At 35.1% G+C, this 25287-nt stretch carries 28 protein-coding genes; 11 read left to right on the top strand and 17 right to left on the bottom strand.

Annotated elements, in window-relative coordinates:
• The first annotated feature begins 195 nt into the window (after window positions 1–195).
• The gene (locus tag AAT17_RS00230; RefSeq protein ID WP_060522401.1) at window positions 196–1365 is read left to right on the top strand and encodes a proline dehydrogenase family protein; all 1170 of its coding nucleotides are present in this window, start codon (window positions 196–198) and stop codon (window positions 1363–1365) included.
• A gap of 39 nt (window positions 1366–1404) precedes the next feature.
• Here the strand turns inward: AAT17_RS00230 and AAT17_RS00225 are convergent, their stop codons facing one another.
• Window positions 1405–2637: an FAD-dependent oxidoreductase gene (locus AAT17_RS00225; RefSeq protein WP_060522400.1), complete on the bottom strand. Its 1233-nt coding sequence runs from the start codon at window positions 2635–2637 to the stop codon at window positions 1405–1407.
• Window positions 2638–2723: 86 nt separating this feature from the next.
• Here AAT17_RS00225 and AAT17_RS00220 point away from each other — a divergent pair, with 86 nt between their 5' ends.
• From AAT17_RS00220 to AAT17_RS00210, 3 genes are all read left to right on the top strand, one after another.
• On the top strand, window positions 2724–3650 hold the full coding sequence (locus AAT17_RS00220) for a mechanosensitive ion channel family protein (RefSeq protein ID WP_060522399.1): 927 nt from the start codon (window positions 2724–2726) through the stop codon (window positions 3648–3650).
• Window positions 3643–3915, top strand: a complete 273-nt coding sequence (locus AAT17_RS00215) for a DUF3817 domain-containing protein (RefSeq protein ID WP_042279193.1) — start codon at window positions 3643–3645, stop codon at window positions 3913–3915. The genes AAT17_RS00220 and AAT17_RS00215 overlap by 8 nt, the downstream gene beginning before the upstream one ends.
• A gap of 81 nt (window positions 3916–3996) precedes the next feature.
• On the top strand, window positions 3997–4563 hold the full coding sequence (locus tag AAT17_RS00210; RefSeq protein WP_060522398.1) for a PAS domain-containing protein: 567 nt from the start codon (window positions 3997–3999) through the stop codon (window positions 4561–4563).
• A gap of 51 nt (window positions 4564–4614) precedes the next feature.
• Here AAT17_RS00210 and mltG read toward each other — a convergent pair whose 3' ends face one another.
• Genes mltG through dapF form a run of 3 tightly spaced genes read right to left on the bottom strand, consistent with a single transcriptional unit; the run spans window position 4615 to window position 6945 of the window.
• On the bottom strand, window positions 4615–5655 hold the full coding sequence (mltG, locus tag AAT17_RS00205) for an endolytic transglycosylase MltG (protein WP_060522397.1): 1041 nt from the start codon (window positions 5653–5655) through the stop codon (window positions 4615–4617).
• Complete coding sequence (locus tag AAT17_RS00200; RefSeq protein WP_082586985.1) at window positions 5648–6163, bottom strand: GNAT family N-acetyltransferase; 516 nt, start codon at window positions 6161–6163, stop codon at window positions 5648–5650. Before AAT17_RS00200 ends, mltG begins: the two co-directional genes overlap by 8 nt.
• Window positions 6163–6945 carry a diaminopimelate epimerase gene (gene dapF, locus AAT17_RS00195; RefSeq protein WP_060522396.1) on the bottom strand — a complete coding sequence of 261 codons (783 nt, stop codon included), beginning with the start codon at window positions 6943–6945 and terminating at the stop codon, window positions 6163–6165. Before dapF ends, AAT17_RS00200 begins: the two co-directional genes overlap by 1 nt.
• A gap of 153 nt (window positions 6946–7098) precedes the next feature.
• Between dapF and AAT17_RS00190 the strand changes: the two genes are divergently transcribed.
• Entirely contained in the window at window positions 7099–8514 is a 1416-nt protein-coding gene (locus AAT17_RS00190; protein ID WP_060522395.1) for a trypsin-like peptidase domain-containing protein, read from the top strand.
• A gap of 56 nt (window positions 8515–8570) precedes the next feature.
• On the opposite strand, the gene AAT17_RS00185 is transcribed toward AAT17_RS00190, so the two are convergent.
• On the bottom strand, window positions 8571–9095 hold the full coding sequence (locus tag AAT17_RS00185) for a DUF4251 domain-containing protein (protein ID WP_060522394.1): 525 nt from the start codon (window positions 9093–9095) through the stop codon (window positions 8571–8573).
• A gap of 53 nt (window positions 9096–9148) precedes the next feature.
• A complete protein-coding gene (locus AAT17_RS00180; protein WP_060522393.1) occupies window positions 9149–11023 on the bottom strand; it encodes a T9SS type B sorting domain-containing protein in 1875 nt (624 codons plus the stop codon).
• A gap of 160 nt (window positions 11024–11183) precedes the next feature.
• On the opposite strand from AAT17_RS00180, the gene AAT17_RS00175 reads away from it, so the two are divergent.
• The 5 genes from AAT17_RS00175 (at window position 11184) to AAT17_RS00155 (ending at window position 14133) form a co-directional block, all read left to right on the top strand.
• Window positions 11184–11486 carry an HPF/RaiA family ribosome-associated protein gene (locus tag AAT17_RS00175; RefSeq protein ID WP_042279210.1) on the top strand — a complete coding sequence of 101 codons (303 nt, stop codon included), beginning with the start codon at window positions 11184–11186 and terminating at the stop codon, window positions 11484–11486.
• A gap of 2 nt (window positions 11487–11488) precedes the next feature.
• On the top strand, window positions 11489–11878 hold the full coding sequence (locus AAT17_RS00170; RefSeq protein WP_042279211.1) for an arsenate reductase family protein: 390 nt from the start codon (window positions 11489–11491) through the stop codon (window positions 11876–11878).
• A 10-nt stretch (window positions 11879–11888) separates the two neighbouring features.
• Window positions 11889–12821 (top strand): TerC family protein, encoded by a 933-nt coding sequence (locus AAT17_RS00165; RefSeq protein WP_060522392.1) that lies wholly within the window; start codon window positions 11889–11891, stop codon window positions 12819–12821.
• A gap of 21 nt (window positions 12822–12842) precedes the next feature.
• Window positions 12843–13520, top strand: a complete 678-nt coding sequence (locus AAT17_RS00160; protein WP_157539172.1) for a hypothetical protein — start codon at window positions 12843–12845, stop codon at window positions 13518–13520.
• A gap of 94 nt (window positions 13521–13614) precedes the next feature.
• Window positions 13615–14133, top strand: a complete 519-nt coding sequence (locus tag AAT17_RS00155) for a CIA30 family protein (RefSeq protein ID WP_042279219.1) — start codon at window positions 13615–13617, stop codon at window positions 14131–14133.
• A 45-nt stretch (window positions 14134–14178) separates the two neighbouring features.
• Here AAT17_RS00155 and panB read toward each other — a convergent pair whose 3' ends face one another.
• A complete protein-coding gene (panB, locus tag AAT17_RS00150; protein WP_060522390.1) occupies window positions 14179–14997 on the bottom strand; it encodes a 3-methyl-2-oxobutanoate hydroxymethyltransferase in 819 nt (272 codons plus the stop codon).
• A gap of 51 nt (window positions 14998–15048) precedes the next feature.
• On the opposite strand from panB, the gene AAT17_RS00145 reads away from it, so the two are divergent.
• Window positions 15049–15558, top strand: a complete 510-nt coding sequence (locus AAT17_RS00145; protein WP_157539170.1) for a nuclear transport factor 2 family protein — start codon at window positions 15049–15051, stop codon at window positions 15556–15558.
• 60 nt (window positions 15559–15618) lie between these two features.
• On the opposite strand, the gene AAT17_RS00140 is transcribed toward AAT17_RS00145, so the two are convergent.
• The 10 genes from AAT17_RS00140 to lpxD form a co-directional block, all read right to left on the bottom strand.
• The gene (locus tag AAT17_RS00140) at window positions 15619–16431 is read right to left on the bottom strand and encodes a prohibitin family protein (RefSeq protein ID WP_060522388.1); all 813 of its coding nucleotides are present in this window, start codon (window positions 16429–16431) and stop codon (window positions 15619–15621) included.
• 9 nt (window positions 16432–16440) lie between these two features.
• On the bottom strand, window positions 16441–18465 hold the full coding sequence (locus tag AAT17_RS00135; RefSeq protein WP_060522387.1) for a hypothetical protein: 2025 nt from the start codon (window positions 18463–18465) through the stop codon (window positions 16441–16443).
• A 13-nt stretch (window positions 18466–18478) separates the two neighbouring features.
• Complete coding sequence (gene fabG / locus AAT17_RS00130) at window positions 18479–19225, bottom strand: 3-oxoacyl-[acyl-carrier-protein] reductase (RefSeq protein WP_042279226.1); 747 nt, start codon at window positions 19223–19225, stop codon at window positions 18479–18481.
• A 73-nt stretch (window positions 19226–19298) separates the two neighbouring features.
• Complete coding sequence (gene sucD, locus AAT17_RS00125) at window positions 19299–20174, bottom strand: succinate--CoA ligase subunit alpha (protein WP_060522386.1); 876 nt, start codon at window positions 20172–20174, stop codon at window positions 19299–19301.
• Window positions 20175–20198: 24 nt separating this feature from the next.
• The gene (locus AAT17_RS00120; RefSeq protein ID WP_060522385.1) at window positions 20199–20576 is read right to left on the bottom strand and encodes a hypothetical protein; all 378 of its coding nucleotides are present in this window, start codon (window positions 20574–20576) and stop codon (window positions 20199–20201) included.
• A 3-nt stretch (window positions 20577–20579) separates the two neighbouring features.
• Window positions 20580–21497, bottom strand: coding sequence for a UDP-3-O-(3-hydroxymyristoyl)glucosamine N-acyltransferase (locus AAT17_RS00115; protein ID WP_060522384.1), 918 nt, complete (start codon window positions 21495–21497; stop codon window positions 20580–20582).
• Complete coding sequence (gene efp, locus AAT17_RS00110; protein WP_060522383.1) at window positions 21498–22064, bottom strand: elongation factor P; 567 nt, start codon at window positions 22062–22064, stop codon at window positions 21498–21500.
• Window positions 22065–22070: 6 nt separating this feature from the next.
• Window positions 22071–22856 (bottom strand): acyl-ACP--UDP-N-acetylglucosamine O-acyltransferase, encoded by a 786-nt coding sequence (lpxA, locus tag AAT17_RS00105; protein ID WP_060522382.1) that lies wholly within the window; start codon window positions 22854–22856, stop codon window positions 22071–22073.
• Entirely contained in the window at window positions 22857–24257 is a 1401-nt protein-coding gene (locus AAT17_RS00100) for a bifunctional UDP-3-O-[3-hydroxymyristoyl] N-acetylglucosamine deacetylase/3-hydroxyacyl-ACP dehydratase (protein ID WP_042279234.1), read from the bottom strand.
• Between the two features lie 5 nt (window positions 24258–24262).
• On the bottom strand, window positions 24263–25276 hold the full coding sequence (lpxD, locus tag AAT17_RS00095) for a UDP-3-O-(3-hydroxymyristoyl)glucosamine N-acyltransferase (RefSeq protein WP_042279236.1): 1014 nt from the start codon (window positions 25274–25276) through the stop codon (window positions 24263–24265).
• Between the last annotated feature and the right edge of the window lie 11 nt (window positions 25277–25287).

The following is a 25287-nucleotide window of genomic DNA, read 5'->3' as shown; positions in this document are numbered from 1 at the left end:
TATTTTTACTTTGATTAAAACTGTGCTTCCCTCGCCTATTTATAGGCATCGGTCGCGAAAGCTTACCGCTAAAAAATCGTTCAAAACCGGTAATTTTCTTAACATTGCCAAAAGTAAGTCCGACTGTGTGAAAAAGTCGATTTTTACGACAAAATTATCAGTTTCCTAAATCGTTTTCGCAATTATATTTGCATTATGGCAGACAATCCTTTTAATAATACAGAACGTGCATTTGCATTAAAGAGTAATACAGATTTAAAAAAATCTCATTTCATCTTTAAAATGATGGATAAACCATGGTTAGTAAACTTTGGTTCCAAAGCTACTGTACTAGCTCTTAATCTAAACCTACCCATAAAAGGGCTTATTAAGAGCACCATTTTTGAACAATTCTGCGGAGGTACTACCGAGGATGAATGTATGCCACTTGTAGAAAAAATGTACAGTAAAGGTGTGAGCTCCATACTGGATTATAGCGTTGAAGGTAAAGAAGAGGAAGCAGAATTTGATAAGGTTGTGGACAAAAAAATCCAACTTATTAAAAAAGCTTCTACCAGTGAAGCGCTTTCCTTTGAAGTAGTAAAACCTACGGGTATTGGCCGCTTTTATATCTGGCAGAAGGTTACGGAAAAACAACCTCTTACTAGTCAAGAACAAGCAGAATGGGAACGCATACAGCAGCGTGTTGACTTAATTTCAAAAACCGCTGCTCAGTACGATGTGGCATTGCTCTACGACGGTGAGGAAAGTTGGATGCAAGACGCAGCCGATGATTTGATACGTGATATGATGTTGCGTTATAATAAAGACAAAGCCATAATTTATAATACGGTACAATGCTATCGTCATGATAGGTTAGAGTATATTAAAAACCTACATGAAGATGCGACCCAAAATAATTTTATTGTAGGAGCCAAAATCGTACGTGGTGCTTATATGGAGAAAGAAAGAGAACGTGCTGCCGAAATGGGTTATCAATCTCCTATTTGTATCAATAAAAAAGCAACCGATGCGATGTTCAATGACGTTATGCAGTTTATTCTTGATCGACTAGACCGCATCAAATTATGTATAGGAACTCATAATGAACACAGTACACTGCTAGCTATGGATATTCTTAAAGAAAAAGGAATACCTGCTAACCATAACGACGTTTGGTTCGGTCAACTTTATGGAATGAGCGATAATCTAACCTATAATCTTGCACATAAAGGTCACAACACCTTTAAAATATTACCCTTTGGTCCAATTAAAGACGTGATGCCTTATTTGATTCGAAGAGCTCAAGAAAACACTTCTGTTGCAGGACAAATGGGTCGTGAATTGCTATTAATTAAAGAAGAAATGAAACGAAGAGGAATATAAAATTCCTCTTCATATAAATACACAAGAAATAGTAGGAAATTAACCTACTACTACCCTATTTTCAGCTTTATCGATCACAGCTTGTGCTGCAGCGGCACCGTTAAGCATCGCCGCATTTAAAGAGGAATTACTCAAATGATCACCAGCAAGAAATACATGCTGCGTAAGTTGCGTTTCAGTACTTGGTAACGCATAATTAAGGTTATTAAGCACGGGCAACGCCTTCTTAATCTTGAAATATTTGATCATGTCACCTAGCTCTATTCCAGTTTCCTGCTTCAATTCTTGAGCAAGCAAACTTGATAGCTCTTCTTCGGTTTGTGTGTAATTCTTTACCACCGTAATACTTATTACTTTTTGATGATTTGGGAATACATCATGTAAAAAATGGAAATTATTAGCATATCCATTACCAGTGAGCAATCCAATGATAGGCTGTTTGAATCCTTCATGGTCGGTCTTAAAATAAAATACTGTAGTTTGTTTCCAGTCTTGTTGTTGGTTACGTAAGTTAGGTACAACATCACTTGCTGGAGTAGCAACTATAGTATAATCGCTTTGAACTTGACTACCATCCTTAAATGTTAATTGATTCCCGACTACCTCGAGTAATTCTTTATTGTAATTAATATCAATGTCATTTGCGAGTTGTTCAGGAATAGCCTTAATTCCATTTGCAGGAACAGTTGCGTTTCCTGTTGCAAACATTTTGAATACAAACTCAAACATTCGGCTGCTCGTTACCAATTTATCCTCAAGAAATATTCCTGCATAAAAAGGCCTGAAAAAATTTTCGATTATTTTATCTGAAAAACCGTAATCTTTCAAGTATTGCTCGGTCGTTATCTCAGGTGTAGAAAATATGTCAGATAGTGATTTTTGTTTTAGCTTTCGCGAAAGCGTAAAAACCTTCCATTTATCTCCTAGGGTACCTATACCAGCAAATATCGTAGGTAATAAAAATTTAAGATCTCTAGAGGCATCACCTAATTTGTAGGTACGGCCGTCTTTAAAGATTACAGCTCCAGGAGCAAATTTGATTAAGTCTAAAGATGACGTGTCTAAATACTCTTTTATTGCTGGATATTCATCTAACATTACTTGAAAACCCAAATCCATTATTACGTTGTTCTCAACAATAGTGTGTACGCGTCCACCTGGATGAGTGTTTTTATCAAATATGATAGGTTCGTATCCTTGATTTTTAAGAGTTTGAGCAGCTACAAGTCCACTTACTCCAGCACCAATAATGACTATCTTTTTATTCTCCATGCCACAAAAATAAGGTCGATCACTTAATAAAAGCTTATTTAGTTAAAGCTTAACAAATTAATAAGCAGCTCTATGTAATTTTAAGTATGTTGAATTTTCAAGAACTAAATGAAGTACCCGTAGATGAAAAAATCTGGGATACCACCGTACAGATGTACGACAATTTCATCGCCTTTTTACCTAGATTAGGTTTAGGTCTCGCTATTATCATACTGGGTACTTTAATCGCCACATTAATTGGGCGATTAACAACCAGTAGTGTAAAATTGCGCACCAAAGATCCCTTGATGAGCAGGTTCTTAGGACGTGCGATACGTTTTACTATTATCATCGTTTTTATCATGGTTGCTCTACGCGCTGCTGGATTGGGAGATATAAGCGCTGGTATACTGGCCACTGCTGGTGCAAGTGCTGTGGTACTAGGATTTGCTTTCAAAGATATAGGACAAAACTTTATTGCAGGAGTAATTTTAAGTTTTAATCGTCCTTTCAATGTTAATGATACCGTGGAGATAGGTGATAATTTTGGAAGAGTAAAAGCATTAATGTTTAGATACACAAAACTAAAATCATTTGATGGTAAGGATGTTTATATCCCAAATTCAGATGTGATAACTCAACCGGTTACCAATTATACTGAAGACGGATTCTATCGATGGGATTTTGTAGTAGGAATTGATTATGACGAGGATATAGAACTAGCTAAATCGACCATTATGCGAGCTCTAGAAAAGGATGAAAAAGTAATAAGTGATGAGAACCATGTGAATTATGTTATAGAAGATGAGCTTGCAACGAGTACCGTTAATTTAAAAGTTTTCTTTTGGGTAGATACATTAGATTTTGGTTGGAAAGCAAATAGCACGCGCGGTCGAGTGATAGGACGAGTAAAACGCGCACTAATGGAAGAAGGCTATTATTTACCGGCAGATATTCAAGAAATTAAACTGTACGGAAAGGATTCTGAATTACCTTTGTCACTCACTGATAAAAGACTGAAAAAAGATGCTTAAATTCTTTAAATATCTTGCTATTGTTGAAGGCTATTCCTTCCTTCTTATTTTATTTGTTACTATGCCATTGAAATACCTAGCTGACTTTGGTTTCCCCAACAAAATTGCTGGTATGGCACATGGTTTTTTATTCTTGGCTTATGTAGTAGTTGCCATATTAGTTGGAGCACAGCTTAAATGGAAGTTTAAAACTACTTTAATAGCCTTGGTAATGTCAGTTGTTCCTTTTGGAACATTTTGGTTTGAGGAAAAATACCTGGCTTAAACAGAATTTTAATATCGATAATTTCATAAAAATTGAAATAATCGATAATGTTGTTGAACTAGTCACCAAAAAACAGCAACAATGAGCAACAGCCTAACAGATTTAATGTGCCTTGACATTTACTTATCCAGTTTAAATGACAAAGAATACCAATCCATTCAAAAAGAATTAGAAACAGCTGAACCTAAGATGATGCCACTCCTGTCTTGGGATATCTTCATGGATGGTAATCACCGTTACACTTCTGCTCTTAAAAGAAAACAGGATCTCTTCTCCATAAAAAATTTAGCTAAGGAGTATCAATGGAATAACAACATTGAAAATCTATTTGAGTCAATGGATTATGAAGCGATTATCGTAACTGATAAAGATCAAAAGATAATTTGGGTAAATGATGGATTTTCCGAAATGACAGGATATTCTACTCAATTTGCAATAAACAAAACACCACGATTCCTACAAGGAAACCAAACTAAAGAAGCTACTAAAAACCGTATACGTTTTAAAATTAAACAACATAAACCTTTTAGTGAGGTGATTGTAAATCATAGAAAAGATGGTACCACTTACAAATGTAAAGTGAACATCATTCCTTTATACCATGACCAGACAACGCACTATATTGCTTTTGAAAAACAAATTGCTTAAATAAATAGGCGATGTAGTTCCTTGATTAAGTAGTTATCCTATATTTTCTTATTATTTATTATTCCTTTTAATCCACCTGCGATAGGCAGCAGCATTAATATTGTGTTGTGTAAGTGTTTTGGCAAATTTGTGATAACCAAAATTTTGAACGTCGGCAACGAAGTAAAAGTAATCGTGATTTTCTGGTTGTAGAACAGCATTAATAGCGTCAATATCGGGTGTTACAATAGGACCAGGTGGCAATCCAGCATTTTTATAAGTGTTGTATTCACTATCTATTTCTAAATGCTTGTAAAGAACCTGTTTAATTACTTGATTGAAATCACCGTCCTTTTTCTTTTTTGCATAAATTACGGTAGGATCTGCATCTAGTTTTATATTCTTTTTTAGACGATTCAAATACACACCAGCTACTCTTGCACGCTCATCCTTCATTGCTGTTTCCTTGTGAACAATACTTGCTAAAATATAGACTTGTGAAGGAGAAAGGCGCTGCTTGCTAGCAAGACTTCTTCTATTCTCGTTCCAGTATTGCTGGTGATAGCTGTATAATTTATCTCTTAAAGAAGTTGCTGTGGTATTCCAATAACTATCATACGTATTAGGTAAAAATAAGGTCAAAGCCTCTTCCCTACTTACTCCTGCCTTATTAAGAAAAGTAGAATCGGTAAATGCTTTTAATAAACTTAAACTATCTGGTTCTACTTGAGCCGCAAGCCTTCCTGCTAGATCCTCAATTCGTTCCTGATTATTAAATCTAACTTTTACAGGAGTATTACCACTGCGCAGCGTATTAATGATATCGTTGTTAGAACTTCCTTTTTTAATTAGAAACCGACCTGCCTTTACATTTTCATGATATTTTTTGCGAACAGCCGTTTGATGCAACGCATCTCGATCTTCTACAGCATCGGCAAAAATTAGGAATGCCTTGTTATAATCTGCATCACTTGGTATGAATACCTCATAGGTTTCAGATTCAAAATTGGTATTGGGTGATAAGAAAGTGGTATAAACTTTATAGGCAAATCCTGCCATAAATAACAGTCCTACAAGGACTACTCCTAAAATAATTTTGCGGTATTTATTCATTAATCAATTGATAAATCAGTTCGTCTTTATAACCATCTGGAGTAGCGATCCAGTCTTTTTTTATTCCGCTTTCGCGAAAGCGTAATCTCTCAAACAACATTCTACTAGCTACATTATCCGTAGATATACTAGCATGTAGCTGGTGTAATCTAAGATGTTTAAAAGCATATTCAATCATGAGTTGTAAACCAGCACGCGCGAGACCTTTTTTACGATGAGGTGTATCGATAACAATTCCAATTCCGGCACGATTATGAAATGGATCAAAATCATAGAGGTCTACCAAACCAGCAATTTGATCGCTATGGGTACAAATGGCTAGTCGCAGCTGCTTAACTTCATAAATATCTCGGTGAGCATTTTCTAAATACTCTCGTATCGTAAATCTAGAGTAAGGAGCTAGCAAATTCCCTACTTCCCATAATTCAGGATCATTCTCTAGCTGATAGATGTATTCCATATCTGCTAGATCAACAGCGCGCAGGTAACAAGTTTCATTCCTCAACATCATATATGAATGTTTCCTTTAAACACTTGCTGGGCTGGACCCGAAAGCCAAATATCAGTATAGCCATTATCCTGATTTACAAAACGCACAGATAACTCGCCACCTGGAGTTACTAGTGAAACGTTTGTATTTGTCGTATGACTTGTAGCATGCATGGCTAGAGCAACCGCAGTTACTCCTGTACCACAGCTATAGGTTTCATCCTCTACACCGCGTTCATAAGTACGCACTTTATAAGTACCGTGAGAGATGGGTTGAACAAAATTAATATTGGCGCCATCATCACCATAAACTTCATGTCGCAGCTTTCTTCCTTCTTCAACAACAGGATAATTATCAAGGTCTGCCACTAATTGCACATGGTGTGGCGATCCTGTATTTGTAAAGCAATAATCTCTATTATCGTCTACCTTATTGACATCAATCATTTGAAGGCTTATGGTTCCGTCGTCATTAACGACTGCATCGTGCTTACCGTCAATAGCATTAAAGGTGGTTTGCTTTTCAAAGATTCCTAAAAAGTGAGCAAAACTTACTATACAACGACCACCATTACCACACATGGTACTTTCATTACCATCTGAATTGAAGTAAACCATGTTAAAATCTAAATGAGCATGATTCTCTAATAAGATAAAACCGTCACCACCTATTCCAAATCTTCTGTCACAGATACGTGCAATTGTTTTGGCATCTTTTTTGGTAAAAGATAAATCGCGATTATCTACTATGACAAAGTCGTTTCCAGTGCCTTGATACTTATAAAAGGTGAGTGAATCCATGATGCAAAAATACTATCAATTATACTAAAATTAAGGATGTAAATGCATTGTTTAATATGATATCAATCCATTGTTAATTAAGGTTAATTTGACGGTATAAAAACAATGAATTATATAATTTTAAGTTCAATAAGAAGCTAAAAAAAGAAAGAAATGAAAAGTTTAATCAAAAATTTCGGTATGGCTGTTTTAGGTGGCGCTGTTGTTTTAGGTACTTATAAAATAGCGTTTGAACCAGAGTCACAAATTACGTCACAACAATCACAACAAGTTGCTAATGAAGTACAAACACCAGTACTTCCTGTAAAGAATGTTAATTACACTAATTCTATAGAAGGTATCGATTTTACCGAAGCAGCAGAAAAAACAGTGCATGCTGTGGTCCACGTAAAAAATACTACTATAGCTCGTGGTGGTATGTCTATCGCCGATCTTATGTATGGTAGAACACCTTATCGCCAGGCAGTAGGAACTGGTAGCGGTGTTATTATAACCGGTGATGGGTATATCGTAACTAATAATCACGTTATTGAAAATGCACAAAGTCTAGAAGTGACTTTAAATAATAACAAAACCTACAAGGCAGAACTCGTGGGAACTGAACCTAATAGTGATATTGCCCTATTAAAAATAGAAGCTGATGAAGAATTACCTTATGTAGTTTTTGGTGATAGTAATCAAGCTAAAATTGGTGAATGGGTACTAGCTGTAGGAAACCCTTTTAATCTTACAAGTACTGTTACCGCTGGGATTATAAGTGCAAAAGGACGTGATCTAGATGAACGCGATAGAAAAATGCAGTCTTTTATTCAAACTGATGCTGCTGTTAACCCAGGAAACTCAGGTGGCGCATTAGTCAATCAAAATGGGGAATTAATTGGTATCAATACCGCAATTGCTAGTAGAACTGGTTCCTATGTAGGATACTCTTTTGCAGTTCCATCAAATAACGCTCGTAAGATTATCGAGGATCTTATGGAATTTGGATTTGTACAGAAAGGGATGCTAGGAATATCAGGAACAGACCTTAATGGTAACATTGCTGATGAAATGGGAATTGATGAGAGTGAAGGAATATATGTTGCCAAAGTGGTTGAAAATTCTGGTGCTGCAAAAGCGAATCTAAAAAATGGTGACATTATTAAAAGTATAGATGGTTTAAAAATGAAAACCTTTGCCGATTTAACCGGATACATTTCAAGTAAAAATCCAGGTGATATTGTTTATGTGAATTACCTAAGAAATGGAGTTCAAAAACAAGCTCAAATTGAAATAACAAAAAACAATACGGTTCTCATTCCTCAAATTGAAATGGAAGTACGTAATCTTTTTAAAGAGGATCAAAAGATATTTGATACTAAAAAAGGTGTACGCATCACAAGAACAACAGGTGAATTATCAAGATATGACATGAGAGATTATATCATCACCAAGGTGAATGATTATGAAATTACGAATATTGACGATTTACAAGAAATTTTAAGGGAAGTAAATCCTAGAGAGACACTATTGATTCAAATGAAAAACAGTCGTGGCGAAGTAGAACGATTTAGATATACAATAGATTAATTAGAAATGTTGGTTAATAAAGTACCGCTATCTTTATTTCAAGGTAGCGGTATTTTTTATTTTTCAACCAATTGAGCGTCATAATTCATGAAAGTTCTACTAGTAGAAGTAACATAAATTTTTGAAAATCCATGTTTTAAAAATTCAATAACAAACTCATGGTTCTCATCCTTACCAGAAGCATTAAATTTTCTAGTTATCATCTTTCTTTCTTCATTAATAATGATTTCATTATCACTTATGGGAGCTTCCACTACAATTCCAGGATTAGACATATAACGTGTAGAAAGCCTTTGTTCTCCATAAAAAGGAAGTTGAGTAAACAAGGAATCATTTCTTAACTCAAAAGTTACAGACTCACCTGATAGGTTTATACGATTGGGAGAATCTCCTCTTTGCATAGTGACTTGGGTTAATACCTGATTAGTAGCATTTGTATTAAAAGGGTACGCTACAGTTACATCAAGTTTAAAGTCATTAGTCGCAATACCTTTTACACGATTAAAATCTTCAACCGTATAAGTTTTAGAAGAACTACATCCTATTAAAAATAGTAAACATATAAATAGAGAGAAACGCATTTTTATTTTAAAGTTACCTATTTAAATTCTTAAAACACTTAATATTCTAATAATTAACGTATTAGTGAAAAATGACCCGTGATGGATTTATTATCATAGTCTAATTTGAACCAGTAATCACTACTTGGTAAAGGTTGCCCGTTGTATGTACCATCCCATCCTACTCTAACTGCAATATCATTTATCTCCTTGATCAACTTACCGTGTCTATCAAATATTTGGAGTCTGGCATCTGGGAAGTTTCTTAACCCTTCAAAATTAAAATAGTCATTAAAACCATCTTGATTAGGAGTAAAAAACTGAGGTATAATTATTCTGTTGTATTCTTGTTGAACTACCGTACAATTTAGTCTATCACGAACAAAAACAGTTACTTGAGTAAAGGTAGTAATATCAAAGTTTGGCAAATCAGACCACCTTAAACCGTCAATACTGTATTGAAAATTTGACAAGTCAGTATTCGACAGTGTTACTTGTAAATCATTTCCAATAACGATTATTTCATCAATTATAGGAGCTTCGGTAATTGTTACAGTAAATGTCGCTGTAGAAGAACAACCGTCGTTGTTAATTACTTCTACGGTATAAATTCCTTCAGTATCAACTTCAATAGTTGGTGTACCTTCTCCTGTGTTCCATACGTAACTTGCTGGTGAGAATTGAGGATCTAGCACTACCGTTTCATCAGGACAAATTTCGTAATCTTGACTCGTAACATTTGGACTATTGAAGGCTAGGAAATCAATAGCAACTCTAGAATTTGAAACACAACCGCTTTGAATATCAACGGTTTCAACGTAATAAGTTCCTGGGATGGTTGTGGTATAATCATTGGAATCATCATGAATAGAGGTTCCACCTGTAGGCACGGTGTACCAAAAAGCCGTGGTCCCATTAGGCAAGGTTACTTCCATTTCTTCAGAAATACCATCACAAGCAATCACTGGATTTTGAACTGGAACTGCTAGCGGAACTGTAACATCACGAAATTCGAAAACATCAGAAAAGTTCACGCATTGTGAATTGGATAAATTAACAGCATCTTCGGCTACTTTGACTCTATAAAAAATAGTGTCGTTTAAATTAGGTGTAGTAAAAGTAGGTCCATTCTGTCCTAAAATATCAGTAAAAATAACACCATCATCGCTTTGCTGCCATTGATACTCTGGGGTTGTGAATATGGAACTTACCGTACTTGCCGATAAAGTAATGGATTGTGCAGGATCATCCTCACATTTTGTAACAACCGTATTATTAGCCGTATCAATTATTTGTGTGGTATCACCACAAGTTCTAAAAACGATGTCATCGATGGCTAGGTCATTACCGCAACCACCAGCACCTTCATTTATTAGTTTTAAAATACATCCATTTTGTCCGGTTGCAGTGGTAAAAGTAAGACCGTATTGTTTCCATGTAGGTGCAGGTTGTGAAAACTCAGGTGGCATTGCACCGCTTGCTAGTAAGGTGGAATCGGTAATGTCCCAAATTTCAAATCTTACCTGTATAGGAATTTCTCCAGCGCCACAAGGATTGTTATTATCCAATATATTGATCACCCAGGCACTAAATTCATAAGGTGTATTTTCACACAAGCCTGTTATCGGAGTCTGATAAAATAAACCTGCGGTAAAATCGGCATTTACTAAAAGCATTTTTCCATTAGGATCTCCTGTATGATCTGGAGCATCCCAAAAACTACCCAATTGTTGCATATTACTAGAGATGGTATATTCTCCATCTTGAATACCACTATTAACGTATGTGTAGGTAGTTACATTTGCTGGTAAAGCAGGCCCATTGGTAGTTCCTGATCCAAAGGTTTCGGTAAAAATGGTTGGTCCAATTTCACCATCGCAAAATGATAATTGCGCTTTCGCGAAAGCGAAATAAAATAATACTAAAAGAGTTACAGCTATCTTTTTCATTGAGTGCAAGATAACTAAGGTTGCTGATACTTTAACTTATAAATATATAAAGGTATTGACAGTAAATTAACAAAATTTATAAAGAGTGCTAAAGTGATATTAAGGTAAACTAAAAACAAAGAAATTCTATAACAACTGTTGTATCTTTAAAATAAAAATTATGACTATACAGTTTAATTACGACGGAGTTTCTGGAAGTGAAAGACTAGAAAACTATACCAAAGAAAAGCTACAAACGATTTTTGAACGTTATGACTGGGTAACACGTGCAGATGTGTTTTTCAAAACAGAAAATACATCGAGTGATCAAACGGGTATGATATCCCAAATTAGATTAAGCGCTCCTGGACCGAGACTTTTTGCTGAGGAGTCGCACGATAATTTTGAAGAAGGAATTTCAAAAGTTATTACTCAACTGAAAACTCAATGTGAGAAGAGAAAAGCGACAATAGTAAAGCATTAAAAATGGGAGTTCTTGCAAAATCCAGTCGTGAAGTAAGTATTTTTTACGATTCTAATAAAAAATTACACAAGGAAGTGTATGCTTACCTAGTGAGTAGTGGCAAATCAATTAATCAACGTGATATAAATAAATTTGATATTACTGGAACTATATATGCAGAACTTATTGAATTACTAGAATGTGATATTATCGATTTAATCGACACTAGTCATGAGAAATATCAAGGTGGTGATAGTATTGAATTTAATGACGGTGTTGATGTTTTACGCAATCAACCAGAATTATTGCGCTTTCCTATTCTAGTAAATGATAAAAAAGCTTTACAAGCTAAATCAATGAGCGACGCAATAAAGTTTTTTGATCCAGACACTGCACAAGTGAGAATACCTTAAGTATTTTTACATCATGATTTGGACAGGATTTATAATAATGGTCAGCATCTTTTTGATGCTTGACCTTTTTGTTTTTAATAGAAAAGCTCATGTTATAGGAACTAAAGAGGCTAGTAAATACACTGCCCTTTGGGTAAGTATCGCTGTAGCTTTTACAGGTGCCATTTACCTGATATACAACAATGGACTTGTAGACAATCCTGAAAACATGACAGCGATTGATGCATCTATTAAATATATTACTGGATATCTTATTGAGTTGTCGTTAAGCATAGACAACATTTTTGTGATCGCGGTTATTTTTGGCTCCTTTAATATTGCTCCCAAATACCAGCACCGAGTTTTGTTTTGGGGAATTGTTGGTGCTTTAGTTTTTAGAGCCTTAATGATTTTGTTTGGCGTTGCCTTAATTAACAAGGTAAGCTGGATGACTTATGTTTTTGGGTTATTTCTACTGTATACGGCTTTTAAAATGCTCAAGAACAATGACGAAGAATTTGATCCTGCACAAAGTCCCATCTATAAACTAGTACGCAAATTTTTACCGGTTACCGATCAAATTAATGGGCAGCAGCTCTTTATCAGAAAAATGGGTAAAAGAATTGCAACCCCATTATTTTTGGCCTTGGTGGTCATCGAATTGACCGATGTTCTTTTTGCTCTAGATTCAATACCGGCTATTCTAGCTATCACGGCTGATCCTTTTTTGGTTTTCACAAGTAACATTCTTGCCATAATGGGATTGAGAAGTATGTACTTTTTCCTAACCAATCTCTTAAACAAGTTCCAATACATTCATTATAGTCTAGTAGCCATACTGGGTTTTGTAGGTATCAAAATGTTATTAGTTCATCATATACATTTTCCAGAATGGTTGTCACTCGGATTTATATTTATAGCTTTACTTGCTGGTGCTTTGGCATCTAGAATGAAAAAAAATTAATCTCATCAATCTCTCCTTATTATGTTCAAATGGTTGCAAGCGATGATAGGTAAATCATCAAAAACGAGCGAGTCTTTAATGAAGGAGATGGCGCAAAAAGCTAAAATTGCAGAAAAGGATTTAGCTTTATTAAAAGAAGAACTGCATAAAATTGTCATTACGGCTACAGGTTATAATAAGGTTAAAGACATAGACCAAAATGCATTTTTAAAAATCCAAAAAAAAGATCCTAAAGGCTTGATCATACCATCAAGAGGAGTATTCCCTATTGATGGTGAGTCTAAAGCTTTTTATTTTGATGATCATAAAGCGACTTCAATCGGTCCATATTGTGAATTAAGCACGGTTGATTATGACGAATTCCCTATACAAGAATACTACCAGAAAGTAACCGTAAAAAGCTTACCGATTTGGGAAGAGGTAATTCATAGATATCCAGAATTACATAAATTAATAGTAAAGCTTGCTCCTGAATTTCCTTGGACATTATATAAAACAGCAAAAAGCCAAATCATCACTCCTACACCTTTAATTCAATTGGGTGGATATCCTCAATGGATCATCAATGATATCGATTTTAGAAAAATAAAAGGGAAAGAATTAAAGTTTCAATATCTTAATTCTAGGAGTAGAAAAGGTTACTTTGAGTTTGAATCAGAAGGAAATTTAGGAGATTTATGCTTTTTTCAACGAGATTAACGACAGTTAAACGTTTTTAGAGAAATAGCCAAGTAAATACATATTCATTCCCCTTTTTCTGTATTAAAATTGTTTCCCCTTAAATTTTTAATACATGAAAACCCTAGAACCATTAATCCCTACCGAAATAAAGTTTGGAAGGAATATGGAATATAGATTTAAATGGACTCCACTTACCGATTCGCTTACAGGTGGTAAAAGCACTGGAAAAATAATTCAACACGATCATTATGTTGAATTTTGTGGTACTATTAAATCCGTCAATAATTCCTCGTGGAGCATGTTGAGATCTCACAAACTTGAACAAGATTTGAGTGAGGTGAAATTCATAGAAATTAAATTGAGAACCGATGGTAGACCCGTTGCTTTTGAAATAGAGTTCAATCCAGGTGTTCAACAAGAAAAATACGGATATATGATTCGTATGCATAAGAACACTTGGAAAACCATAAAGCTACCCATCAATCATTTCAAGCGTGTCCTATTTCACAACATTATTCCTGGAGAAATTGATAAAGAAAACTTGAAAAAAGTTTTAAGATATAATTTCTATATATCCGATGGTATTGTAGGTGATTATAGTATCGATGTAGAATACATTAAGTTTTTATAATAAAAAAGGTGCTTTTACAAGCACCTTTTTTATTTGTTATTTTAATTAGTATTGTTCATTCTCATTAGGAAAGTCTTTTGCTTTAACATCCTTAACGTAGGAACTTACCGCATCACCCATTTCCTCATAAAGATTTAAATACCTACGTAAAAAACGTGGATTAAATTCATGTGTCATTCCAAACATATCATGAGAAACTAATACCTGACCATCAACTCCAGCACCAGCACCTATACCAATTACAGGTATACTTAATTGACTTGCTACTTTTTCTGCAAGAGCAGCGGGAACTTTTTCTAGCACTAGAGCAAAACAACCCCATTTTTCGAGTAATAATGCATCTTCAATAAGCTTTTCCGCTTCGGCTTCTTCTTTAGCACGTACTGTATAAGTACCAAATTTATATATACTTTGAGGTGTAAGTCCTAGATGGCCCATTACCGGTATTCCTGCGTGTAAAATACGTTTTATGGATTCCTTTACTTCTTTTCCTCCTTCTAGTTTTACGCTGTGTCCACCACTTTCCTTCATTATTCTAATCGCACTGCGCAAGGCTTCTTTAGGATCACTTTGATAACTACCAAAAGGTAAATCTACAACAACCAGCGAGCGCTCTGCGGCTCTTACAACACTACTCGCATGATAAATCATTTGATCCAGTGTTATAGGTAGCGTAGTCTCGTGACCTGCCATTACGTTACTAGCGCTATCTCCTACTAGAATCACATCAACGCCACCACTATCTACTATTTTGGCCATGGTATAATCATAAGCAGTAAGCATAGAGATTTTTTCTCCATTGGCCTTCATTTCTGATAATGATTTAACGGTTATTCTTTTATATTGCTTCTTTGCTACAGACATAATCTTGTTTTATGAAGTAAAAATACTAATATTACCATTCAATTAGATATTATGAACAGGAAAGCTTTATTAATGATGGTTTGTGTTTGTTTCGCTTTCGCGAAAGCGTACTCTCAACAACCGGTAGAACAAGATTCCATTGCACAAGACTCTATTAATGAAATGGTGAAACCGATGAAAAAGTCTCCTGTAGAGGCTGTACGTGATTTTTTCGATGCGTTTCATGCGCAGGATAGCATTGCTCTAGACCAGTCCATGGCCGATAATCTGATGCTATTCTCTTATATTAAGTCTCGTTCTAAAGGAAATTCAATGGAAAAGGCGAGTAAGTCTGACTTTATGAATAGCATTTTAAATATTCCAGAAAACATGACCTTTAAGGAAACGCTTATAGAAATTAGTCATACAACTTTTGAGGATATTGCAACGGTCCATACAACCTACGAATTTCATGTTAATGGTCAATTTTCACATAGTGGTGTCAACGTATTTACCATGGTTTATTACAATGATAAATGGTTGATAACTGGAATTACGGACACTCGGAATATGCTTTACTAATTTCAATAAAAAAAGACCTGTGTTAAAACAGGTCTTTTTTTAATCCGCAATAATTTAAAACTACTGATTTCCTAGAATTATAGGTAAACCACCGTTGTCAGAACTACCTACAACGATCACTTTAGAATTAGGTGATTCAGCAAGTTTTAAGGTAGCCTCAATACCTTTTTCCATTAAAATTTTATCAGTAAGTGATTTACTTAAAATATCATTTGCTGCAGCCTTACCTTGTGCGTCAATTCTTTGACGTTCTGCTTCTTTTTGAGCCTTTACCAGTCTGAACTCGTACTCTTGAGCTTCTTGTTCCTGTCTTAACTTACGTTCAATAGCATCATTAATTTTAGGTGGTAACTTTACCTCTTTAACAAACACCTTGTTCACTGTAAGGTATTGTCCTTCTAATTCCTTAGTAAGTTCAGACATGATTTCACTCACAATAATTTCCTTCTTAGAAGAATAAAGTTGCTCAGGAGTGTAACGACCAACTACTGATCTGGTAGCAGCGTTAATGGCAGGATCAAGGATAGTTTCTACATAATTTGCTCCTTTTTCCTTATACAACCTAGGTAGGTTATCATATTCTGGTTGAAACCACACCGTACCTTCAACAGTTACTTTAAGACCGTTCACCGAAAGTACTTCCATACTATCAGAAAATGATTGTTGTTTCACTCTAAACTCCGTCATATCATTCCACGGTGCAATGATATGAAATCCTTCTCCATAGGTTTTACTGGTATCAACACCAGAAAAGAAGTTGAATAGAACACCTGCTTCACCAGCGCCTATATTAACTGAACTTTTAAATAAAATAATAATAGCTAGTACAATTCCTATCGCAAATAGAATTCCTGCCTTTGGTAATTTTTCCATAATCTAATTTTAAATTAATCCGTTGTACTTCCTGATAAACCATTCTAGTCCTAAGGACAAAAGCATAACTCCTAATAAATAGTACCAATCAATTAAAGAGGAATATTTAAGAGTTGCTTTTTCGATTGTTTTATACTTAGATTCATCAAGTAGTTCATCCAGTACTTTATTGGTCTCGCCAGCATAAAAAATATTACTAGAATCAATTAAAGAATTGAAAGAGCTAGAATTTGCACTGGTAAATTGTTTTTCAATGTCAAACTCGAGTATGCTTATTTTTCCAGATTGAGTTAAAACATCATTTTCAACTTTTACTGTAAAGTTATAATCTGCTGGTTCTATATCTGAAAGATTTACCTTATAGGTATTGTTAGAGAGAACAAATGGCCTGATTATTTTCTCACTGGTTTCAAGATTAGTTAAATAAAGATTTAGAATACCACTGTCTTCAAACTCGTAGTTTTTGTTTAAAAACATAGCATTGATTATTATTTCATTGTTTTGATAATAAAAGGAATTATAATCTACATCTAGTCGATTACGTTTTTTATTACTTGCTAGTAGTTGCACCTGACTACTCACTAAATCGTCAAAATTTGTAAAAGAGGTTGACTCTATAAAACTTTGTGATCGCCATCTCCATAATCCTGCACCCATTGTAACAGAATGTCGGTTGGTATTTTCCTCATAATTAAACCATAAAGGATCGGCTGTTTCTACAGATCCTATTTGTTTATAGAAAAGTATATCAATCGGTGTATTAAAACTTACCATTCCAAAAGGCGCTCTTACTGGTGGATAATCATTAAATGAAAATGAATCTACATTATAGGCTGTAAAATTTTCATTAAGAATGGGTTGCACCTCATCAACATCCTTTGAGTTTTCGATTGAAAAGGCGTTTTGTAAAGAATTGATCATTTGAATATCTGGAGATTCTCCCAGTAACCACCAAGTGTTTTTACCCAATAACTTTACCTGATTTATAATTGGCTTTAAGTCCTCGTTGACACCATAAAAAATAATTAAGTTATACTCATTTAGATTAGAAACTTTATCGGGATTCACAATCTCAACTGTTCTTTGTTGATTGCTTTCAATGGCTTTACGCAACGCACCTACGTCAGGATGCATGCTAGCTGTAATAATGACCACCTTGGTTTGTTGATCGATTACTTCAACAGCAAAATTTCTATAATTGTTTGAGGTATTTTTCTCTTCTGTAAAAGGTTCTATCGCGATTTGGTACCGTTGTGTACCTATGGAAGTACTTTCTAATAAGGCCGAAACTACAGTACTAGAATTATTTTTGGAGAATGTTAGATTTTCTCGATAAACAATTTGGTTACCATTCTTGATTGTAAGTCTCGATTCTCTTGAAACATCTCCTATATATTGAACAAAAATCTCAACAGGAAATTCATTTTTTAAATAAGAATATTTATTAACATTTACCTGTCCTATTCTAAAATCGTCATAAACAGTCGTATCCCCATAAATTATAGGAAAAAGTGATTCAGGATTATTTAATTTGGTGAAAGCTAGATCCCTACCTCTACTTTGATTTCCATCTGTAAGCAGTAAAGTAGCATTATTTCTTGATTTAAAAAGCTCTTGATTCTTGGATAACCCGTTTGAGATATTAGTAGCGTCACCTTTAAAACTTAAACTATCAAAGGGTTTAAAATTATCGTCTAGTGCAAATGTTCTTATTTCAAACTTTTCAACTAAATCTTCATTTTGAATCAGGCTTTGATAATCCGAGTTGAGTTGTTCGCTAGCATTAAGATAATCTATGGATTTAGATTGATCCAATAGAATGGAAAGAACCGGCTTTTCATCCTGAAAGGATTTTGTAACAAACTTTGGATTAATCAATAAAAAAGCTGCACTTAGAACAGAAATGAACCTAAGTACAGCTAAGTAATATAAACTATTTGATAAACGCTTTTCTTTAAAAAAATAGGAATACCAAGCAAATAATGCGCTAGCGATTACCGCTACTCCTATCCATAAATAATAAGCAGTTTGCAAGATAATTAATGGTTTAAGTTAACATTCCACCATCAACATTAAGTACTTGACCCGTAATGTAAGCAGATAAATCACTAGCTAGAAATACACATGCATTTGCCACATCTTCTGGAGTACCACCTCTTTTAAGAGGAATTCCGTCTCTCCATCCTTGTACCGTTTTCTCATCTAGTGCACCGGTCATTTCAGTTTCAATAAAACCGGGTGCAATAGCATTACATCGTATATTACGAGATCCCAATTCCAGAGCAACAGATTTTGTAAAACCTAAGATACCAGCTTTTGATGCGGCATAATTGGTTTGTCCTGCATTACCTTTAACACCAACCACGCTACTCATATTGATAATGCTTCCCTTACGTTGTTTTAACATGGTACGTTGTACAGCTTTAGTCATGTTAAAAACAGACTTTAAGTTTACTTCAATCACCTTGTCAAAATCCTCTTCACTTATACGCATAAGTAAATTATCCTTAGTTATCCCAGCATTATTTATCAATACATCTATAGTATCAAAATCGTTTGAGACCGCTTCTATGAGTTCCTGAGCTTGATTGAAGTCTGCAGCATTACTCTTATATGCTTTTGCTTTAACTCCTAGGTCAGTTAACTCTTTTTCTAATTCTAGAGCTGGTGCTTCAGAACTTGCGTAGGTAAAAGCAACATTGGCACCATTTTCTGCAAAAACACGTGCAATCCCTTTACCTATTCCACGGCTTGCGCCAGTGATGATTACATTTTTTCCTTCCAGTAATTTCATAAGGTTTGGTATTTATAAAAATAAAACTCAATGGAACACACTGTGTTCCATTGAGTTTTAAGAAAATCTATAATTATTTTCCTAGTACTTCGGCAACTTTTTTACCTATCTCTGCTGGAGAATCAACAACGTGAATACCACATTCTCTCATAATTGCTTTCTTAGCTTGAGCAGTATCTTCAGATCCACCTACAATCGCACCTGCGTGACCCATTGTACGTCCAGCAGGAGCAGTTTCACCTGCAATAAAACCAACAACTGGTTTTTTATTACCTGTTTCTTTAATCCATCTAGCAGCATCAGCTTCTAACTGACCACCTATTTCACCTATCATTACGATAGCCTCAGTTTCTGGGTCATTCATAAATAATTCAACGGCTTCCTTTGTAGTCGTTCCAATAATTGGATCACCACCAATTCCTATTGCCGTAGAAATACCATAACCTTGTTTTACGACCTGGTCAGAAGCTTCATAAGTAAGTGTTCCAGATTTTGATACAATTCCTACTTTACCTTCTTTAAATACAAAACCTGGCATAATACCAACTTTTGCCTCACCTGGAGTAATTACACCAGGACAGTTAGGACCAACTAATCTACAGTCCTTATCCTTGATATAATCGGCAGCTTTTACCATATCTGCCACAGGAATACCTTCAGTAATAGTAATGATTACTTTGATACCTGCGTCAGCAGCTTCCTTAATAGCATCAGCAGCAAATGCTGGTGGAACAAAAATAATTGTTGTATCGGCATTTACCTTTTCAACAGCCTCTTTAACTGTATTAAAAACTGGCTTACCTAGGTGCTCTTGACCACCTTTACCTGGAGTAACTCCACCTACAACGTTTGTACCGTATTCAATCATTTGACCAGCATGAAAAGTACCTTCACTACCAGTAAATCCTTGAACTATAATATTTGAATCCTTATTTACTAAAACACTCATTTATATGTATTTATACTTATTAAATTAACTTTCTTTTTCACTAGGATGACTAGAATGATGCGCTTCAATAATTCTGTCATCTTGAACTTTAAAAATACTAATAAAATAGCCTATAGGCATTTCTTCATTAGGATTTTCAAAGGTACGCACGTAAAGTGTGAATCGCGCAGCAACTTCGCTTTTATTATTTGCAAGAATATGAGTAACATCAGTTCTCATAACCTCATAATTATCAGTATTTGACTTGTACAAGTCTAGGTAAGATTGATAATCGAATACATTAAATCCTGAACTGGAATGCCAGTATACTTTTAAATCTTTATGAAAAAATTCTGGGAATTGTGAACTATCTACAAATACCTGAGAATCTAAAAACGATTGAACTATTTTTTTTGCTGACACTTCTTATAATTTTTTGACTAAATTAGGCAACATTCTTAGGGCAGCCAACTCTTTAAACTTTTCTTTTGCATTAATTGCTGGTGAACCAAATACAGCCTCGCCTGGTTGAATGTCTTTAGACACTCCACTTTGTGCCATAACCTCACAACCTTCTCCTAGTTTAACATCGCTGCGCACACCTACCTGACCCCATAATTTTACGTTGTCCTCAATGACTACACAGCCCGCAATACCTACTTGACTGGCTATAAGTACATGTCTACCCAAAACAGTATCATGTCCTATGTGAACTTGATTATCTAACTTTGACCCATAACCAATAGTAGTATCGCCAGAGACGCCTCTATCAATGGTACACAAAGCACCTATTTCAACTTGATCCTCAATGACTACTCTACCGTTACTTAATAGTTTGTCATATCCAGCTTCTCTCCTTTTATAATAAAAAGCATCTCCGCCTAAAACTGTACCAGCGTGTATAATAACATTATCACCTATGATACAACGATCACCTATCGATACGTTGGCATGTATAACCGTGTTTTTACCTACGACTACCTCATTTCCTAGACTAGCTGTGGGATGAATTAATGCCGTGGTGGCTATTGTTGTGTTCGCTTTCGCGAAAGCGTTAAAAGGAACAAAATGTTGAGTCAACTTATTGAAATCCCTAAAAGGATCGTCTGATATTAGTAAGGCTTTACCATCTGGACAATCCACTTTTTTGTTTATCAAAACAATGGTGGCCGCACTGCTCAATGCCTTATCGTAATATTTAGGATGATCAACAAATACAATATCTCCTGGAGTTACAACATGAATCTCGTTCATCCCTGTTACAGGAAAGTCTGCTGGCCCAACAAATTCACATTTGATCAGGTCAGCAATAAAATCTAGTCTATGAGTTTGATTGAATTTCACCTATTCCTTGATACGCTCGTGATAAGCTCCTTTTTCTGTATCGATTCTTATCTTATCACCTTCATTAATAAATAAAGGAACCATTACTCGTTCACCTGTTTCTACGGTAGCTGGTTTTGTAGCGTTTGTAGCCGTGTTACCTTTAACACCAGGCTCTGTCGCTGTAACTTCTAATATTACATATTGAGGCATATCAACTGAAAGTGGTGAGTCGTCCTCTGTATTAATTTGAATTTTCACATTTTCACCTTCTTTAAGAAGACCTGGAGCATCTAGACTACTTTCAGGTAGCTGGATTTGCTCATAGGTATCAGTATTCATAAAGTGGTAGGCCTCACCATCATTATACAAATACTGGAATGTATGAGTTTCAACACGGATTTCATCAATTTTATGACCTGCAGAAAAGGTATTATCGATAACCTTACCAGTAGTAACACTTTTAAGTTTTGTTCTTACAAATGCTGGTCCTTTACCAGGTTTTACGTGTAAAAATTCAATGATTTTATATATATCGTGATTATAACGTATACATAATCCTTTTCTAATGTCGCTTGTATTTGCCATATATTCTTAATTGTTGCGCACGTATCCTCTCATGATACCTCGCTTAGAGTTTTTAATAAATTCTATTATTTCATCACGCTCGTTTGAAGCGCTCATTTCTGCCTCGATGATTTGAACCGCTTGTGAAACGTTATAGTTCTTTTGATATAAAATGCGATAGATATCTTGAATCTCTCGTATTTTTTCTAGTTCAAAACCTCGTCTTCTTAATCCTACCGAATTAATACCTACGTAACTTAAAGGTTCTCTACCTGCTTTAACGTATGGTGGTACATCTTTACGCACCAACGATCCTCCGGTAACAAATGCATGATTCCCTATTTGACAGAATTGTTGAACGGCCGCCATTCCCGCAAGCACCACATGATCACCTACGGTTATATGACCTGCAAGTGTACTGTTATTTGAGAAAATACAATTATCTCCAACAATACAATCATGTGCAATATGGCAATAAGCCATAATCCAACAATTTTTACCAATGATAGTTTTCATTTTATCACTAGTACCACGGTTAATCGTTACGCATTCTCTAATTGTAGTACCATCTCCTATGACAGTGGTAGTTTCTTCATCTTCAAACTTTTTATCCTGCGGTATTGCAGATATAACTGCTCCTGGAAAAATGCTTACATTTTTACCTATACGGGCACCTTCCATGATAGTAACGTTTGATCCTATCCAGGAACCTTCACCTATTACTACATTGTTATGAATAGTAGCAAATGGTTCAATGACTACATTTTTTGCAATTTTTGCTCCTGGATGTACGTATGCTAAAGGTTGATTCATTTATTTTTCTTTTGAAATTTGAGCCATAAGCTCTGCTTCGGCACATAAAACGCCGTTTGCATAAGCATATGCTTGCATGTGAGCAATTCCTCTTCTTATAGGAGTGATTAGATCACATTTAAATATTAAGGTATCTCCAGGTACTACTTTACGTTTAAATTTAACGTTATCGATTTTCATAAAGAAAGTGAGGTAGTTTTCAGGATCTGGAACGGTGCTTAGTACTAATATACCACCATTTTGAGCCATTGCCTCTACTATAAGAACACCTGGCATTACCGGTTGTCCAGGAAAGTGACCTACAAAAAATGGTTCATTCATGGTCACATTCTTGAGGCCGATTACCTGACTATCAGTCAAGGTAAAAATTTTATCTACCAACAAGAATGGTGGACGGTGAGGTAACATAGCCATAATTTGATTGACGTCCATAAGTGGTGTTTGATTGACATCAATATCAGGTACATTTTCTCGAATATCCTTTTTTATAATCTTGGCCATTTTCTTTGCAAATTGAGTGTTTACAAAGTGACCTGGTTTTGTTGCAATAACTTTACCGCGTATTCTATAACCTATTAAAGCAAGATCACCGATTACATCTAATAATTTATGGCGTGCTGCCTCATTAGGGTGATGTAACTCTAGGTTATCTAAAATACCATTAGGTTTTACACTTATATTTTCCTTGTTGAACGCTTTTTTTAAGCTGTTCATAGTTTTCTCAGAAATCTCTTTATCTACATAAACTATCGCATTATTAAGATCACCACCTTGAATAAGTCCGTGATCCAGTAACATCTCTAATTCATGTAAAAAGCTAAAGGTTCTTGCTTCTGATATTTCTGATTTAAAATCTGATAATTTTTCAAGAGTAGCATTTTGAGTACCTAATACTTTAGTACCAAAATCAACCATTGTGGTTACTTGGTATTTATCAGAAGGCATCAAAATAATCTCGCTACCTGTTTCCTCATCTTTGTAAGAAATGATTTCCTTGACTACAAATTCTTGACGTTTTGCATCTAATTCCTTGATACCAGCCTTTTCAAGAGCTTCAATAAAAAACTTAGAGGATCCATCCATAATTGGTGGTTCACTACTATTGATCTCTATAAGACAATTGTCTATTTCCAGTCCTACAAGGGCAGCAAGTACATGCTCGCAAGTATTGATTTGTACTCCTCGTTTATCAAGGGTTGTTCCTCTTTTAGTATCAGTAACATAAGCAGCTAGTGCTTCAATAACTGGTTCTCCTTCAAGATCAACTCTTTGAAAGGCATAACCATGATCTGCCGGAGCTGGTTTAAATACTAGAGTAACTTCTTTACCTGTATGTAATCCTACACCAGATAAGGTGACCTCACGGTCGATTGTTGTTTGATTAATGTCTGTGACAGTCATAATGACTAACGTTTTTCTAGGTCAGTAATGCGTTTTTCGATTTTTGGCAAATTTTTGAAATACACATAGGAACGGTTCCAATCACCGTAATCAAAGGCTGGCGATCCTTGTATATTTGAATTTGATTTTATATTTCTTCCTACTCCACTTTGAGCTTGGATACCGACATTATCACCTATTGTGATATGCCCTACTATTCCTACTTGACCACCTATCCTGCAATTTTTACCTACCTTGGTAGAACCTGCAACGCCCGTTTGGGCTGCAATAACCGTATTTTCACCTATCTCTACATTGTGAGCTATTTGAATTTGGTTATCCAACTTGGCTCCTTTCCTTATTATAGTACTACCTAGAGTAGCCCTATCAATAGTTGAAAGAGCACCTACATCAACATGATCTTCAATAATTACATTACCTGTTTGTGGCACCTTACTATAAGTACCATCAGGATTAGGTGAAAAACCAAAACCATCGGCTCCTATCACACAACCAGAATTGATCACTACTCGATTACCGATTACACAATCTGATAATACTTGAGCCGATGAGAAAATTACAGAATGATCACCTATTGTAACGTTGTCACCTATATGTGATTGTGGAAAAATCTTTACTCCATTACCTATTTTCACATTCTCACCTATGTAAGCAAAAGCACCTACATAGACATCATCACCTAGTTGTGCCGTTTCATGAATAAAACTAGGTTGTTCTATACCTGTTTTACTCATTTTGGCCATTTGATAATATTCAAGCAACTTTGAAAAAGCCTTATAACTATCTTCAACCTTAATGAGTGTAGTGTCTACCGGCTGTTCTGGTAGGAAGTCTTTATTCACGATAACAGCACTGGCTTGTGTGTTATATATATAAGGAGTGTATTTAGGATTTGATAAAAAAGACAAGCTTCCCTTTTCTCCTTCCTCTATCTTGGATAATTTACTTAATTCTAGTTGTTCATCTCCATCTACGATTCCTTCTAGAATGTCAGCTATTTGTTGGACTGTAAACTTCATTGTGGCAAAAA

This window comes from Nonlabens sp. MIC269 (assembly GCF_001430865.1).
Taxonomy (GTDB): Bacteria; Bacteroidota; Bacteroidia; order Flavobacteriales; family Flavobacteriaceae; genus Nonlabens; species Nonlabens tegetincola.
This window is presented reverse-complemented; position numbering and strand designations above follow the sequence as displayed.

Bases quoted from the DNA above. Each gene is read 5' to 3' on its own strand.
- AAT17_RS00230 (WP_060522401.1), top strand. From the start codon at position 196: ATGGCAGACAATCCTTTTAATAATACAGAACGTGCATTTGCATTAAAG.
- AAT17_RS00225 (WP_060522400.1), bottom strand. From the start codon at position 2,637: ATGGAGAATAAAAAGATAGTCATTATTGGTGCTGGAGTAAGTGGACTT.
- AAT17_RS00220 (WP_060522399.1), top strand. From the start codon at position 2,724: ATGTTGAATTTTCAAGAACTAAATGAAGTACCCGTAGATGAAAAAATC.
- AAT17_RS00215 (WP_042279193.1), top strand. From the start codon at position 3,643: ATGCTTAAATTCTTTAAATATCTTGCTATTGTTGAAGGCTATTCCTTC.
- AAT17_RS00210 (WP_060522398.1), top strand. From the start codon at position 3,997: ATGAGCAACAGCCTAACAGATTTAATGTGCCTTGACATTTACTTATCC.
- mltG (WP_060522397.1), bottom strand. From the start codon at position 5,655: ATGAATAAATACCGCAAAATTATTTTAGGAGTAGTCCTTGTAGGACTG.
- AAT17_RS00200 (WP_082586985.1), bottom strand. From the start codon at position 6,163: ATGTTGAGGAATGAAACTTGTTACCTGCGCGCTGTTGATCTAGCAGAT.
- dapF (WP_060522396.1), bottom strand. From the start codon at position 6,945: ATGGATTCACTCACCTTTTATAAGTATCAAGGCACTGGAAACGACTTT.
- AAT17_RS00190 (WP_060522395.1), top strand. From the start codon at position 7,099: ATGAAAAGTTTAATCAAAAATTTCGGTATGGCTGTTTTAGGTGGCGCT.
- AAT17_RS00185 (WP_060522394.1), bottom strand. From the start codon at position 9,095: ATGCGTTTCTCTCTATTTATATGTTTACTATTTTTAATAGGATGTAGT.
- AAT17_RS00180 (WP_060522393.1), bottom strand. From the start codon at position 11,023: ATGAAAAAGATAGCTGTAACTCTTTTAGTATTATTTTATTTCGCTTTC.
- AAT17_RS00175 (WP_042279210.1), top strand. From the start codon at position 11,184: ATGACTATACAGTTTAATTACGACGGAGTTTCTGGAAGTGAAAGACTA.
- AAT17_RS00170 (WP_042279211.1), top strand. From the start codon at position 11,489: ATGGGAGTTCTTGCAAAATCCAGTCGTGAAGTAAGTATTTTTTACGAT.
- AAT17_RS00160 (WP_157539172.1), top strand. From the start codon at position 12,843: ATGTTCAAATGGTTGCAAGCGATGATAGGTAAATCATCAAAAACGAGC.
- AAT17_RS00155 (WP_042279219.1), top strand. From the start codon at position 13,615: ATGAAAACCCTAGAACCATTAATCCCTACCGAAATAAAGTTTGGAAGG.
- panB (WP_060522390.1), bottom strand. From the start codon at position 14,997: ATGTCTGTAGCAAAGAAGCAATATAAAAGAATAACCGTTAAATCATTA.
- AAT17_RS00145 (WP_157539170.1), top strand. From the start codon at position 15,049: ATGAACAGGAAAGCTTTATTAATGATGGTTTGTGTTTGTTTCGCTTTC.
- AAT17_RS00140 (WP_060522388.1), bottom strand. From the start codon at position 16,431: ATGGAAAAATTACCAAAGGCAGGAATTCTATTTGCGATAGGAATTGTA.
- fabG (WP_042279226.1), bottom strand. From the start codon at position 19,225: ATGAAATTACTGGAAGGAAAAAATGTAATCATCACTGGCGCAAGCCGT.
- sucD (WP_060522386.1), bottom strand. From the start codon at position 20,174: ATGAGTGTTTTAGTAAATAAGGATTCAAATATTATAGTTCAAGGATTT.
- efp (WP_060522383.1), bottom strand. From the start codon at position 22,064: ATGGCAAATACAAGCGACATTAGAAAAGGATTATGTATACGTTATAAT.
- lpxA (WP_060522382.1), bottom strand. From the start codon at position 22,856: ATGAATCAACCTTTAGCATACGTACATCCAGGAGCAAAAATTGCAAAA.
- AAT17_RS00100 (WP_042279234.1), bottom strand. From the start codon at position 24,257: ATGACTGTCACAGACATTAATCAAACAACAATCGACCGTGAGGTCACC.
- lpxD (WP_042279236.1), bottom strand. From the start codon at position 25,276: ATGAAGTTTACAGTCCAACAAATAGCTGACATTCTAGAAGGAATCGTA.